The sequence below is a fragment of the Methylobacterium sp. HJ2 genome, from assembly GCF_056431005.1.
Genome location: NZ_JBWJYM010000004.1, coordinates 227705 through 240410 on the forward strand (window position 1 = coordinate 227705; position 12706 = coordinate 240410).

At 72.8% G+C, this 12706-nt stretch carries 15 protein-coding genes; 11 read left to right on the forward strand and 4 right to left on the reverse strand.

Translation table 11 applies throughout. The features are described 5' to 3' along the window. Nucleotides 1-99: 99 nt before the first annotated feature. From ACS5RC_RS12230 to ACS5RC_RS12240, 3 genes are all read left to right on the forward strand, one after another. The gene (locus ACS5RC_RS12230; protein ID WP_478344132.1) at nucleotides 100-765 is read left to right on the forward strand and encodes a DUF1007 family protein; all 666 of its coding nucleotides are present in this window, start codon (nucleotides 100-102) and stop codon (nucleotides 763-765) included. Further along, nucleotides 756-1754 carry a nickel/cobalt transporter gene (locus ACS5RC_RS12235; RefSeq protein ID WP_478344133.1) on the forward strand — a complete coding sequence of 333 codons (999 nt, stop codon included), beginning with the start codon at nucleotides 756-758 and terminating at the stop codon, nucleotides 1752-1754. The genes ACS5RC_RS12230 and ACS5RC_RS12235 overlap by 10 nt, the downstream gene beginning before the upstream one ends. 71 nt (nucleotides 1755-1825) lie before the next feature. Beyond that, nucleotides 1826-2554 (forward strand): hypothetical protein, encoded by a 729-nt coding sequence (locus tag ACS5RC_RS12240; protein WP_478344134.1) that lies wholly within the window; start codon nucleotides 1826-1828, stop codon nucleotides 2552-2554. 1 nt (nucleotide 2555) lies between these two features. Here ACS5RC_RS12240 and ACS5RC_RS12245 read toward each other — a convergent pair whose 3' ends face one another. Further along, nucleotides 2556-3143 carry a histidine phosphatase family protein gene (locus ACS5RC_RS12245; protein WP_478344135.1) on the reverse strand — a complete coding sequence of 196 codons (588 nt, stop codon included), beginning with the start codon at nucleotides 3141-3143 and terminating at the stop codon, nucleotides 2556-2558. Nucleotides 3144-3183: 40 nt separating this feature from the next. Further along, nucleotides 3184-3579 carry a VOC family protein gene (locus ACS5RC_RS12250; RefSeq protein ID WP_478344136.1) on the reverse strand — a complete coding sequence of 132 codons (396 nt, stop codon included), beginning with the start codon at nucleotides 3577-3579 and terminating at the stop codon, nucleotides 3184-3186. Between the two features lie 278 nt (nucleotides 3580-3857). Here ACS5RC_RS12250 and ACS5RC_RS12255 point away from each other — a divergent pair, with 278 nt between their 5' ends. From ACS5RC_RS12255 to ACS5RC_RS12265, 3 genes are all read left to right on the forward strand, one after another. Continuing rightward, nucleotides 3858-4577: a response regulator gene (locus ACS5RC_RS12255; protein ID WP_478344137.1), complete on the forward strand. Its 720-nt coding sequence runs from the start codon at nucleotides 3858-3860 to the stop codon at nucleotides 4575-4577. Next, nucleotides 4574-5986 carry an ATP-binding protein gene (locus ACS5RC_RS12260; protein ID WP_478344138.1) on the forward strand — a complete coding sequence of 471 codons (1413 nt, stop codon included), beginning with the start codon at nucleotides 4574-4576 and terminating at the stop codon, nucleotides 5984-5986. Before ACS5RC_RS12255 ends, ACS5RC_RS12260 begins: the two co-directional genes overlap by 4 nt. 62 nt (nucleotides 5987-6048) lie before the next feature. After that, nucleotides 6049-6924 carry an NAD(P)-dependent oxidoreductase gene (locus ACS5RC_RS12265; RefSeq protein ID WP_478344139.1) on the forward strand — a complete coding sequence of 292 codons (876 nt, stop codon included), beginning with the start codon at nucleotides 6049-6051 and terminating at the stop codon, nucleotides 6922-6924. On the opposite strand, the gene ACS5RC_RS12270 is transcribed toward ACS5RC_RS12265, so the two are convergent. Continuing rightward, nucleotides 6921-7415: an MmcB family DNA repair protein gene (locus ACS5RC_RS12270; protein ID WP_478344140.1), complete on the reverse strand. Its 495-nt coding sequence runs from the start codon at nucleotides 7413-7415 to the stop codon at nucleotides 6921-6923. The genes ACS5RC_RS12265 and ACS5RC_RS12270 overlap by 4 nt on opposite strands. 539 nt (nucleotides 7416-7954) lie before the next feature. Between ACS5RC_RS12270 and ACS5RC_RS12275 the strand changes: the two genes are divergently transcribed. Then, entirely contained in the window at nucleotides 7955-8260 is a 306-nt protein-coding gene (locus ACS5RC_RS12275; RefSeq protein ID WP_478344141.1) for a hypothetical protein, read from the forward strand. Between the two features lie 153 nt (nucleotides 8261-8413). Here ACS5RC_RS12275 and ACS5RC_RS12280 read toward each other — a convergent pair whose 3' ends face one another. Beyond that, nucleotides 8414-8935, reverse strand: coding sequence for a DedA family protein (locus ACS5RC_RS12280; protein WP_478344142.1), 522 nt, complete (start codon nucleotides 8933-8935; stop codon nucleotides 8414-8416). A 249-nt stretch (nucleotides 8936-9184) separates the two neighbouring features. On the opposite strand from ACS5RC_RS12280, the gene pdxY reads away from it, so the two are divergent. The 4 genes from pdxY (at nucleotide 9185) to ACS5RC_RS12300 (ending at nucleotide 12667) form a co-directional block, all read left to right on the forward strand. Next, on the forward strand, nucleotides 9185-10033 hold the full coding sequence (gene pdxY / locus ACS5RC_RS12285; RefSeq protein ID WP_478344143.1) for a pyridoxal kinase PdxY: 849 nt from the start codon (nucleotides 9185-9187) through the stop codon (nucleotides 10031-10033). A gap of 112 nt (nucleotides 10034-10145) precedes the next feature. After that, nucleotides 10146-11030 carry a PhzF family phenazine biosynthesis protein gene (locus tag ACS5RC_RS12290; protein WP_478344144.1) on the forward strand — a complete coding sequence of 295 codons (885 nt, stop codon included), beginning with the start codon at nucleotides 10146-10148 and terminating at the stop codon, nucleotides 11028-11030. After that, a complete protein-coding gene (locus tag ACS5RC_RS12295) occupies nucleotides 11023-11769 on the forward strand; it encodes an NUDIX hydrolase (protein ID WP_478344145.1) in 747 nt (248 codons plus the stop codon). The genes ACS5RC_RS12290 and ACS5RC_RS12295 overlap by 8 nt, the downstream gene beginning before the upstream one ends. Before the next feature lie 112 nt (nucleotides 11770-11881). Further along, complete coding sequence (locus tag ACS5RC_RS12300; protein WP_478344146.1) at nucleotides 11882-12667, forward strand: 3-hydroxybutyrate dehydrogenase; 786 nt, start codon at nucleotides 11882-11884, stop codon at nucleotides 12665-12667. Nucleotides 12668-12706 lie beyond the last annotated feature (39 nt).

Here is a 12706-nt window from a genome sequence, read left to right on the forward strand (position 1 = left end):
ACCGGACGGGGCCGGAGGCGCCTCGCTTTCGCCTCACGCAAGCGGCAACAGGGCCGGGTTAACCGGTCCTTCACCCTGAGCCGCGAGCGTCCGTTCCCGATGCAGACCGCCGCGCCGTTCCTCCGCCCGCTCGTCCTCGCTGCCGGCCTGCTCTGGACGGGCGCGGCCTTCGCCCATCCCCATGTCTGGGTGACCGCCAAGGCGGAGGTGGCCTACGCCGCCGGCCAGGTGACCGGCATCCGGCACAGCTGGACCTTCGACGCGGCCTACTCGGCCTTCGTCACCCAGGGGCTCGACAAGAACGGCGACGGCAAGCTCTCGCCGGACGAACTCGCCGACCTCGCGGCCGAGAACACCAAGGGTCTGGCCGAATTCGGCTACTTCACCAAGCTCAAGGTCGGCGGCAAGGAGCAGGGCTTCTCCGAGCCGGTCGAGCCGCGGATGGCGATGGAGGGCGACGCCCTGACCATGAGCTTCCTGCTGCCTCTCAAGGCGCCGGCGGCGCAGGGGCGGGGGGTGGTTGCGCTCGAGGTCTACGATCCGACCTATTTCGTGGCCTTCTCGCTCTCCGAGGCGGCGGATGCGGCCCGGCTCGCGGGCGCGCCCGCCGGCTGCGCCGCCACCGTGACCCGGCCCAAGGCGCCCGAGACCCGCACCACCGAGGCCGGCAAGCCCGGCATGACGGAAGCCTTCTTCGAGGCGCTGACGGCGGCCTCGAATTACGGCGTGCAATACGCCCAGCGGATCCTCGTCGCATGTCCGTAGGGATCGGCCTGCCCGCCGAGGCCGGAGGCGGGCGGCTGTCGCTCCGGCTCGCCCTCGCCCTGGGCGGGGTGGCACTCGCCTGCCTCGGCGTTGCGGCCCTGTCCTGGCTGATCGCGCCGGGACTGGCCGCACCGCCGCCGCGCTCGCCCTTCGGCATCGGCTTCCGCGAGGCCGCGCCCGCGGCGACGGGCCTCGGCGGCTGGGTGCTCGCGGTTCAGTCGAGCTTCTCGCGCAGCCTGCAATCGGCCGTGTCGGCGCTGCGCACGGACGGGGCCTGGGGTCCGCTGATCGGGCTCGGCTTCGCCTACGGCGTCTTCCACGCCGCGGGACCCGGCCACGGCAAGGCGGTGATCGCCGGCTACATCGTGGCGGGCGAGCGCACGCTGCGGCGCGGCTGCGCGATGAGCCTCGCCGCCGCCCTGCTCCAGGCCGCGGTGGCCATCGCCATCGTGGGCGTCGGCAGCCTGCTGCTCGGGGTCACCGCCGCCACCCTGTCGCGGGCCGGCAGCCTCGTGGAGAGCGCGAGCTTCGCCCTGGTCGCCCTGATCGGGCTCGCCGTGACGTGGCGCAAGGCCGGACGCCTCGCGCGGATCGGCGTGCCCGGCTGCGGCCCGAGTTGCAGCCATGCCACCCTCGATGCGCGGGCCGCCGACCGCGAGAGCTGGCGGGAGCGGGCCGGAGTGGTGCTCGCCGCGGGCTCGCGCCCCTGTGCCGGGGCGGTGCTCCTCCTGGTCTTCGCACTGTCCCAGGGGCTCCTCGAGGCCGGCATCCTCGCCGTCCTGGCGATGGCCCTCGGAACCGCGCTCACCACGGCCGCGCTCGCGAGCCTCGCGGTCTTCGCCAAGGGCGCGGCGCTTCGCCTCGCGGGCGGACGCGGCCGGGCCGGCACGATCCTCGTCGGCACCCTGGAATTGCTGGCCGCCGCCTTCGTGCTGGTGCTGGGCGCCGCCATGTTCGGCGGTCTCTGGCTGGCGCCGGGCGGCGCCTGAGCGCCCCTCGCCAAAGCTCCGGCGTCGTGGCAGGCTGAGCTTCGCGGAACCAGCGGACCGGGGCGAGCGGCATGACGGGCAGTCCGGCGGACGGCTTTCGGCACATCCTGAACTGGCGCTTGCTCGCAGGATCGCATCCGTTCCCGGGGCCGGACGGCGGCACCTGCATCAACGAGGCGGCGCTCGTGGCGGCGGGCCTGCCCTACCGGGCGATCCGCTCCAGCGCCGATTGCCCGCCCTGCTTTTCCCGTCCGCTCTCGGCCTACGCCCTCGTGCTCAACGACGCGATGCCGGATGGCGAGCGCCACCGCCTCATGGCCTTCGTGCTGCGGCTCTCGGGCTCGGCGGACGAGCCGTCGGTCGAGGCCGCGCGCAGCGCCTTCCTCGCCCACCAGAGCATTCGGCGGATCCTGGCGCCGCTCTGCGCCAGGGCCGACATGGCCGACCTCGCCGCGCTCTGCCGGGAGGCCGCGGATCTCGCGGCGGCCGTCTCGGCAGCCCGCGGCGCGGAGTGGCGCGGGGGTGCGCTGGCACAGGCGGCCGGTGCCGGCCGGCGCTGGGCCGAGGGCGCGCGGGCCGCCGCTGTTGCCCGGACGGCGACCGCGGCGATCCGATCCGAGGCAGATCCGCGCTGCGCCGCGGAGGTCGCCGAGGGCGCCGCACCCTTCCTGCCCGGCACCTGGGCGGAAGCCTGCGCGATCCTGGAGGAGGCCCTCGCCATCGGGCGGCAGGCCCCGGACATCGATCTGATCGCCGCGGGCCGGCGCCTCGACGAGGCCCGGTCGCTCGCGCCGGCCTGATTCAGGCGGCCTCGGTCCGGGCCGCGAGGTCGAGTTCCGTGGTCTCGCAGTTGTCGAGCCAGATTCCCGTGAGATGGAAGAAGAAGGTCCCGTGGCCGACGACCGCGATGGTCCGCTCGGGCCGCGCCCGCAGCCAATCGCGAAACCCCGAGACGCGCCGGTCGAAGATTGCCCGCGGCTCGACCGGGTAGCCGCCGACCTCGGAGCCCGCCTCCGCGTGCCACCAGATCTCCGGCAGGTGCCCGACCTCGAGATGCGGAAACTCCGCGGCGATCTCGGAGGCCGCGCGCCCGACATCGCAGCTGCTCTCCTGGCATTCGCGGTGCAGCACCTCGACGAGCAGCCGCGGCCGGCTCGGGTGCTCGCCGAACACGATGGCGCTGGTCTCGATCGCCCGGGTCAGCGGCGACGTCACCACGAGATCGAACTCGGTGCCGCGCAGGCGCTCGCGGGCCGCGGCCGCCTGGGCGCGCCCGCGCTCGGTGAGCCGGGCGTCGCGATGGCCGGGGTCCCGGCCGGTGGCGCGATGGGCGGCGTTGAAGGTGGATTCGCCGTGGCGGAGGCAGACGATGCGGGTCGGGCTGGTCATCGGGTCCTTGGCTGTGGTGAGGAGGGGAGGAACGTCCGAGTCAGACGAAGCGGCCGCCGCGCTGGATCACCTCGATCTTGTAGCCGTCCGGATCGGTGGCGAAGAAGAAGCGGGCGAGCAGGCTGTCGCCGTGCTTGAGCGCCTTCAGGTCGGTCGCCGGCAGGCCCTCGCGCACGAAGCGGGCGTGCTCGGCCTCGACGTCCTCCACCGTGACGGCGATATGGCCGTAGCCGTCCCCGAGCGCGTAGGGCTCGGTGCGGTCCTTGTTGACCGTGAGCTCGAGCTCGAACGGAGAGGCCGGGTCGCGCAGGTAGATCAGGGTGAAATCCGGGAAGTCGAACCGGTCGGCGACGGCGAGGCCGAAGGCGCGCCCGTAATAATCCAGGGACCGGGCCTCGTCGCGGACACGGATCATGGCGTGGACGAGCTTCGACATCGTTGCGCGGGTCCTCTCGGAGCGGGGGTTCTGCTCCCTCATGTGGCGCGCGCGGGCCGAGGCGGAAGGGCCGGCGGGCGCCGGGCTGGCCCGCATCCGGCGCTCCCGGGCAGGCGCCCGGTCGAGTCCGAGGAGATTTTTCCCGGTGCGCCTGTTACGGGATATGTCCGCGCGGCGCCGCGAAACGTGCCGTTACAAATTTGCTCCGGCGCGACCGTTTCGGAGGCGGGCCCGCGCGCTGCATAACATCCGGCATGATGCTCGCCGAACGCCAGACCATGTCAGCCACCGCCACGCCGCACATCCTCGTCGTCGAGGACGACCGCGAGATCTCCAGCCTCGTCGCCCGCTACCTGCGCGGAAACGATTGCCGGGTGACGCTCGCCGGCGACGGCCGCGAGATGGACCGGGCGCTCGGCGACGCCCGGGTCGACCTGATCGTCCTCGACGTGATGCTGCCGGGCGAGGACGGCCTGACCCTGTGCCGGCGCCTGCGCGCGGCCTCGTCGATCCCGATCCTGATGCTGACCGCCAAGACCGAGGAGATCGACCGGATCATCGGCCTGGAGATCGGGGCCGACGATTACCTCGCCAAACCCTTCAATCCGCGCGAGCTGCTGGCCCGGATCCGGGCGATCCTGCGCCGCTCCACCGCGAGCGCGCCCGACGACGATGGGGTGCGCCGCCTGCATTTCTCGGGCTGGACCCTCGACGTATCGCTGCGCCAGGTGCTGAGCCCCGAGGGCGCCCGCGTCGCCATCACGGGGGCCGAGTTCGACCTGCTGCACGCGCTCTGCCTGCGGCCGGGGCGCGTGCTCTCGCGCGACCAGCTCCTCGACCTGACGCAGGGTCGCGCCGCCGGCCCGTTCGAGCGCAGCATCGACGTGCTGATCAGCCGGATCCGCCAGAAGATCGAGCGCGATTCGCGCAATCCTGAGATCATCCGCACCATCCGCTCGGGCGGCTACCTCTTCACACCGGAGGTCACCCGCTCATGAGCCTCGCCGGCCTGCGCCAGCGCCTGCGCCCGCGCAGCATCGGGGGCCAGATCGCGGTGCTCATCGTGGCGGCGATCGCCGTGGCGCACGTGGTCGCGACCCTGACCTTCCTGTTCCTGCAGGAGCCCTGGCGCGCGGAGGACCGACCCGGCGTGCTGGTTGGGCGCCTCGCCACGGTCTCGCGCCTGATGGATGCCGCCCCGGCCGAGCTGCGCCCGCAGATCCTCGCCAGCGCCGTCGAGACCCTGCCGATCCTCGACCTCGCCCCCTGGGACGGGGCGGGCGGCACCGCCTCGGATCACCCGGTGGCGCGTCGCCTGCGCGACAGCTTCGGCACTCCGCTGACCATCATGGACCTCCCAGCGCCCAAATCTCCCGCCGCATCGAAGCCCGGCCGGACCTGGCGGGACGGCGCGACGCTGCGCCTCGGGATCGCGACCCAGCGCGGCGCCCGCCTCCAGGCGAGCCTGCCGGACGATCCGCTGCGCCCGCCGCGCCAGGGCGCGATCATCTTCACCCTCGTGTTCCTCGGGCTGACCCTCGCCCTGGTCTCGGTCTGGGCGACCCGGGCACTGACGGCGCCCCTCGCGCGCCTCGCCGGAGCCGCGGAAGCCTTCGGCACCCGCGACGACCACGCAGCCCTTCCGCAGGTCGGCCCGCGCGAGGTGCTTCAGGTCTCCCGCGCCCTCGACCGCATGCGCGCCCGCGTCCGCCGCCTGATCGACGACCGCACCCAGATGCTCGCGGCGATCAGCCACGACCTGCGCACGCCGATCACCCGCCTGCGGCTGCGCGCCGAGTTCATCGAGGACGAGCACGCCCGCACCATGACGTTGCGCGACCTCGACCAGATGAACGCGCTGGTCGAGGCAGCGCTCTCCTTCGTCCGGGACGGCCAGTCCCGCGATGCCGGAACCCATGCGCTGGTCGATCTCGCCTCCGTGGTCCAGACGGTCAGCGACGCCTTCGCGGATGTCGGCTCGGCCGTCGCCGTGCGCCGCAGCCGGCACGTGCTGGTCAACGGCCGTGCGGACGACCTGCAGCGGGCGATCACCAACCTCGTCGACAACGCGGTGAAGTACGGCGGCCACGCCGACCTGTTCATGGACGCGACGCCGCGCGGGGTGTGCGTGGAGGTGCGGGATTCCGGTGCCGGCATCGCCGAGGCCGAGCGCGAGGCGATGCTGCAGCCCTTCGTGCGCGGCGACCGGGCGCGGAACCTCAACGAAGCGACGGGCTTCGGCCTCGGCCTCTCGATCGTGCAGGCCATCGTCGAGGCGCACGGTGGGCGGCTCCTCCTGGAGAACCGGCCCGAGGGCGGCTTCAGCGCGACGATCGAGCTGCCGCTCGCCGGGCGCCGCCCGGAGACGCCCCCTGTCCCGGTGCCGCCGGTCGATCAGGCGGCTTGAGCTTTCCGCCCGGTTCCGCGTTGTCGCTGCGCGGCCCCGCGGCCGTTCAGGAGAGGCCTATTATGGATGTCGGTTTCATCGGGCTCGGGCGCATGGGCCGCGGCATGGTCGCGAGCCTGCTGCGGGCGGGCCATACGGTCCGGGTCTGGAACCGCACGCCGGGCTCGGCGGACGGCCTGGACGGGGCGACGGTGGTCGGGAGCGCGGCCGAGGCCTTCCGGGGCGAGGCGGCGATCACCATGCTGGCGGACGACCCGGCGCTGCGCGCGGTGATCGTCGAGGGCGGCCTGCTCGACGGCGCCGAGCGACCGGCCCTGCACCTCTCCATGAGCACGATCTCCGTGGCGCTGGCGCGCGACCTCGCGGCGATCCACGACCGGGCGGGGGTGGCCTACGTCGCGGCCCCAGTCTTCGGCCGTCCGGACGTCGCCGAGAAGGGCGCCCTCAACATCGTCTGCGCCGGCCCTGAGGACGCGATCGCGAAGGCCGGGCCGCTGCTCGAGGCGATGGGAGCCAAGACCTGGCCCTTCGGCCAGGATCCGACGCGCGCCAACGCCGTGAAGCTCGCCGGCAACTTCATGCTGGTTTCGGCGATCGAGGCGATGGGCGAGGCCTGTGCCTTCGCGGAGGGCCACGGAGTCGCGGGTGCCGACCTTCTCGACCTCCTGACCAACACGCTGTTCGCCTCGCCGGTCTATAAAGGCTACGGCGCCTCGATCGCGGCCAACCGCTACGAGCCCCCCGGCTTCAACCTGAAGCTCGGCGCCAAGGACGTGCGCCTCGCCCTCCAGGCCGCGGAGGCGGTCGGTGTGCCGATGCCCTTCGCCAGCGTGCTGCGCGACGGCCTGATCGAGGCGATGGCCAACGGCGACGCCGACAAGGACCTCGCCGCCCTGGCGCGGGTCTCGCAGCGGCGCAGCGGGCGGCTGACGGATTAGAGCGCGCCCTCGCGCACCGCCCCGGGATCGGCGAGCGCGTGCAGCAGGCGCGCGGCGCTGTGGGCGAAGCGCAGCGTCACCGCCTTGCGGCGGGGGCCGCTCAGCGCATGCTCGGGCGCGTCCCGCAGGATGGCAGCGCCGAAGGCGTCGGCGACGATCAGGCCGCATTCCTCGGGGATCAGGCTCTCCGGCAGGGTATCGGGGATCGCGAAGTAGAAGCGATCGCAGAAATCCCGGTAGTCGGGCCATTTCCGGTCGGCACGAAAATCGGCGACGCTCGACTTGATCTCGATGATCGTCAGCTTGCCCGCCCCGCACAGCGCGATCACGTCGGCGCGGCGCCCGTTCACCAGCGAGAATTCCGGCAGCGTGACGCAGCCCATCTCGGAGAACAGGCGGCGGACCCCGCGCTGGAGCCGAAGCGCGGTCGGCGACTGGCGCCGGTCGGGCGGAAGCAGGGATTCGTCGGCGGAGGCGAGGGCAGGGGGCATCTGAGGCGAGGGGCGCGTTCCGTTTCGGCACACCTTGCCAAGCCGCGCACCCCCTTGTCACCTGCGGCGCGAGCGCACCCTCGACCACGGCGCTCGACCGGATCGACGTTCAGGCCGGCATCGGTGCCCCCCGCGGTCGCGGCGGCACCACCGAGGCGGTCGCCTCGCCGCGCACGAAGACAGAACTTTCGCGGCCGTCGCATCCCTTGCGTCGCGAATGGACAGTGACAGCGACGCGGAGAAAGATGTCGATCTCTAAAAATCGATGCATTCTCCGCATCAACAAACAATGGAGGCCGCCCATAATCTGCCCATGACCGCAGCAGGGCCCAAGGCCGAGCGTCGGCCAGCCCCACGCCGTTCAGGATCTGCCCACCATGCCGTCGATCGGTTCCGCCCTCACCGCCACGCCCCTCGCGAGACTCGCCCCGCCCGCGATAAGCGGCTCCAAGCCTGCGGAGGTCGGCGTTCCGGCGGCTCCGGGGTCGGGGAGCCCGTCGGCACCGCGCGAGCAGGCCCCGCCTGCATCGACGACCGCCGTGCCGTCGACGCCGCTGGGCGGTCGCGTCTCCCTCGGCGGAATCCTGGCTCTGCAGACGGCGGCGGCGACGGAGAAGCCGCAGGACGCCTCGGGCCAGACGCTCCCGTCCTCCGGCGCGACCGATACCGCGCCGAGAGGCTCACGTCCGGCCGGCGGCGGCGGCGCCCTCGGTGCCATCAAGAGCGCCGACCTCGCCGGCGAGGCGGCAAACCTTCAGAATGCTGTCGTCCGACACCCGGTCGGATCGCCGGGCTACGGCCTCGCCAATCAGGCCCCGCAGGCCTTGCTGAAGCTCTTCGCCTGACGCTCCGGGCACCCGCGGGCGACCGGAGGATCGGCCGGGCGTGCTGGCCGGCTCGGAGTCGTTCCCGACCGTGCGACGACGGGCGGGGGCTCTCTCCGTTTGCCGGGGCGTGCCGTCTCGGCCGAACCGGCAACTACGTCGGCGAGACCTACGCTAGTCCTGAAACCACGTGAGCAGCCCGGCGCCAGGCGCCAGCAGCACGAAGGCCCAGACGAAGGCCGAGCCGAGATTGGCGGCCTGGAAGGGCAGGCGCGCCACCCCGAACATGCCGGCGATCAGCGGCACCACGGCCCGCGCAGGCCCGAAGAACCGGCCGAGCGCGACCGACGCCGCGCCCCAGCGCCCGAGGAAGGTCTCGCCGCGGGCGACCATCTCCGGATACTTGCGCATCGGCCACATCCGCTTGGCGCCGTCGCCGTAGTGCCGGCCGAACTCGTAGGAGAGCCAGTCGCCGAGCGCCGCGCCGATCCCCGACGCGATCACCACGGGCCAGAACGGGATGTCGGCTGCGCCGATCATCGCCCCGATCCCGATGAGGATCACCGTGGCGGGCACGAGGAGCGACAGGAACGCGATGGACTCGCAGAAGGCGAGGGTGCCCGCGATCAGCGGTGTCCAGGCCTTGTGCGCCTCCACGAAGCCGAGGGCCGTGGTCCGCAGGGCTTCGAGATCCATGCCTGTGCCGCTCCCACGCTCCGGAACCGGGACCGACGACAGGCCCGGCTCGCTCCGGCCGCGACGGACGCGGCCCCGACGCAACGCCCGGGAACGCCCTGCGATCCCATGGGGCCGATCCCATGCCTCTGATCCCATGCCGCCGATCCCGTGGCGTGTGCGGTCGGAATCGCGCCACCGTCTTTCCCTCCGGCGGGCGGCGCTCTAACAGTCGCGCCTGTCGCGGCGCCTTGCTCGGGAGCCCCTGTGTTGAACGTCCTGTCGATCCAGTCGCACGTCGCCTACGGCCATGTCGGCAACGCGTCGGCGGTGTTCCCGATGCAGCGCCTCGGGGTCGAGGTCTGGCCGATCCACACGGTGCAGTTCTCCAACCACACCGGCTACGGCGCGTGGCGGGGACGGGTCTTCGACGGACCCTCGATCGAGGATCTCGTGGCGGGCATCGCAGAGCGCGGGGTCCTCGGCCGCTGCGACGGCGTCCTCTCCGGCTATATGGGCTCGGCCGATATCGGCACGGCGATCCTCGGCGCCGTCGCGGCGGTCCGGGCGCAGAACCCGCGGGCCCTCTATTGCTGCGACCCGGTGATGGGTGACACCGACCGCGGCGTCTACGTGCGCCCCGGCATCCCCGAATTCATGCGCGACCAAGCGGTGCCCGCGGCCGACATCGTGACTCCGAACCAGTTCGAGCTCGACGCCCTCACCGGGCTGGCGACGGACACGCTGGCGGGCGCGAAGGCCGCCGTCCTGGCGCTTCACGCGCGCGGCCCCCGCGTCGTCCTCGTCACCTCCCTGATCACCGCCGAGACGCCCGCCGACGCGGTCGACCTGCTCGCTGGGGAGGGCGGCCAATTCTGGCGCCTGCGCACGCCGCGGCTCACCCTCTCGGTCAACGGCGCGGGCGATTGCATCGCCGCCCTGTTCTTCGTGCACTACGCCCGGACCGGATCGGCGGCCCTGGCCCTCGGCATCGCGGGCGCATCGGTCTACGGTCTGCTCCGGCGCACCGCCGAGGCCGGGGCCCGCGAGATCCTCACGGTCGCCGCCCAGGACGAGTTCGTGGCGCCGAGCGAGACTTTCCCGGTGGAGCCGGTCTGAAAGGGTCGGCGCGGCGCCGGAGCCGTGTCGCGCGGTGCTTTCCCGCGCCGGACCTTCATCCAATCCGGCGGACGGCAATCCAGCCTTCCTCCGCGCGAGTTCGGGACCGCCCATGAGCCGACGCTTCGCCACCCTCGACGTGTTCACCGAGACGGCGCTCGCCGGGAACCCGCTCGCCGTCGTCCTCGAGGCCGAGGGCCTCGACACGGCGGCGATGCAGGCGATCGCGCGGGAATTCAATCTGTCGGAAACGGTGTTCGTGCTGCCGCCGGACGAGGCCCGCCATCGGGCGCGCCTGCGCATCTTCACACCGGCCCATGAATTGCCCTTCGCCGGGCATCCGACCGTGGGCAGTGCGGTGCTGCTGGCCCTGCAGGACGGACACCGCACGGATGCCGTGGCCTTCGGCCTGGAGGAGGAGATCGGGGTGGTGCCCTGCGTCGTCGAGACCCGGGAGGGGTGCGGCCGCGCCCGCTTCAAGCTGCCGGTGCTGCCGCGCTACCTCGGCGAGGCGGCCGCGCCCGCCGACCTCGCCCGGGCGCTCGGCCTCGCCCCGGAGGAGATCGGCTTCGCCCGCCACCGTCCGAGCCGCCACGGCGCCGGCCCGGCCTTCACCTTCGTGCCGGTGGCCTCGGCGGACCGCCTCGACGCGGCCCGCGCCGAAGCCGCCGCCCTCGTCCGGATCGCCGACGCGCTCTACCTCTACGCTCCGGATCCCGAGGCGCCCGGCCGCGGCTACCGGACCCGGATGTTCGCCCCGCATCTCGGCATCGCCGAGGATCCGGCGACGGGCGCGGCCGCGGCCGCCTTCGCGGGCGTGCTGATGCAATTCGAGGCGTTGGGGGAGGGCACGCACGACGTGAGGATCCGGCAGGGCCTCGCCATGGGGCGCCCGAGCACGATCGCCCTCCAGATGGTGATCGAGAGCGGCGCCCTTCGCTCCGTCGAGATCGGCGGCGGGGCGGTGCTGGTCTCCGAGGGGGCGCTGCATGTCTGACGGACGTCCCTACGGCTTCGAGGTGGTGCGCCTGAGCCGGATCGAGGCCCGGCTGGTGGCCTACGACTGGGCCTGGGCGCAGGACCATGCCGAGCGGATCGCCGCGAACTGGGCGCGGCGCCTCGTCGATCAGCCCGGCCTGTTCGACGGCCCGGTGCTGCTCGCCTGCGGCTGCGCCGTCGTCGGGGAGACCTGCACGGTCGACTTCTTCGAGACGCGCTACGCCGCCTTCATCGCCTATCGCGACGGCGGCTCGCCGGACGGGCGCGTCGCCAACGCCTTCGCGGCCATCGTGCCCTGGAGCGCGGACGGCGCGGTGATCCTCGGGCGCATGGGCGGCCACACCGCCAATGCGGGGCAGATCTACTTTCCGTGCGGGACCCCGGATCGGGACGACGTCCGCGGCGACGGGGTGGATCTCGCCGGCAGTGCCGCCCGCGAACTCACCGAGGAGACCGGGCTCGCCCTGCCCGCGGAGGCCGGCGAGGAATGGGTGCTGCTGCGCGGCGACGGGCAGCTCGCCTTCCTGCGCCCCGTGCGGTTCGGCGAGGATGCCGGCGCGCTCGTCGCCCGGATGGAGGCGCACCGGGCCGCCGAGAGCGAGCCGGAACTCGCCGGGATCGTCGTCGCGCGGGGCCGGGACGCGATCGACGGCGCCGCGATGCCGCTCTTCGTGCGGGCCTACCTCGCGAGCGCCTTCGACGCGACGGCCGGGACGGACCCGGTGACGCCCACGTGAGCCCGTCAGCCCGCCGGCTTGCCCCTCAGCCACGCGCCACGCAGGTAAGGGGGGCTGCGGCGCCGCCATCGGCCGTCCCCCGCAGCCACCGAGACCGCGCCCCGGAGTCCCCATGACCCTCGCCAAGAAGACCGCCCTCGTCACCGGCTCCACCAGCGGCATCGGCCTCGCGATCGCCCGGGCCTTCGCCCGCGACGGGGCGAACGTCGTGCTCAACGGCTTCGGCAAGCCCAAGGAGATCGAGAGGTCCCGCAGCGGGATCGAGACCGAGTTCGGCGTGCAGGCGCAGTATTCCGACGCGGACATGACGAAGCCCGACGCGATCGCCGCGATGGTGCATCAGGCCGAGGAGCGCTTCGGCGCGGTCGACGTGCTCGTGAACAATGCCGGGATCCAGTACGTCTCGGCGATCGAGGAATTTCCGGGCGAGAAGTGGGAGCAGATCATCGCGATCAACCTCTCCTCGGCCTTCTACGCCATGCAGGCGGCTATTCCCGGCATGAAGAAGCGCGGCTGGGGCCGGATCCTCAACACGGCCTCGGCGCATTCCCTGGTCGCATCGCCCTACAAATCCGCCTACGTGGCGGCCAAGCACGGCATCGCCGGCCTGACGAAGACGGCGGCCCTCGAGCTCGCCCCCCACAAGATCACCGTCAACTGCATCTCGCCGGGCTACGTCTGGACGCCCCTCGTCGAGGCGCAGATCCCCGACACCATGAAGGCGCGGGGGATGAGCAAGGAGCAGGTGATCGACGAAGTCCTGCTGAAGGCCCAGCCGACCAAGGAATTCGTCACCGTCGATCAGGTCGCGGCGCTGGCGTTGTTCCTGTGCTCGGACGCCGCGAGCCAGATCACCGGCTCCAACCTGTCGATGGACGGCGGCTGGACCGCGCAGTGACGCGCGCGACGGACGCCCCGTGCGGGGGCGTCCGTCCGC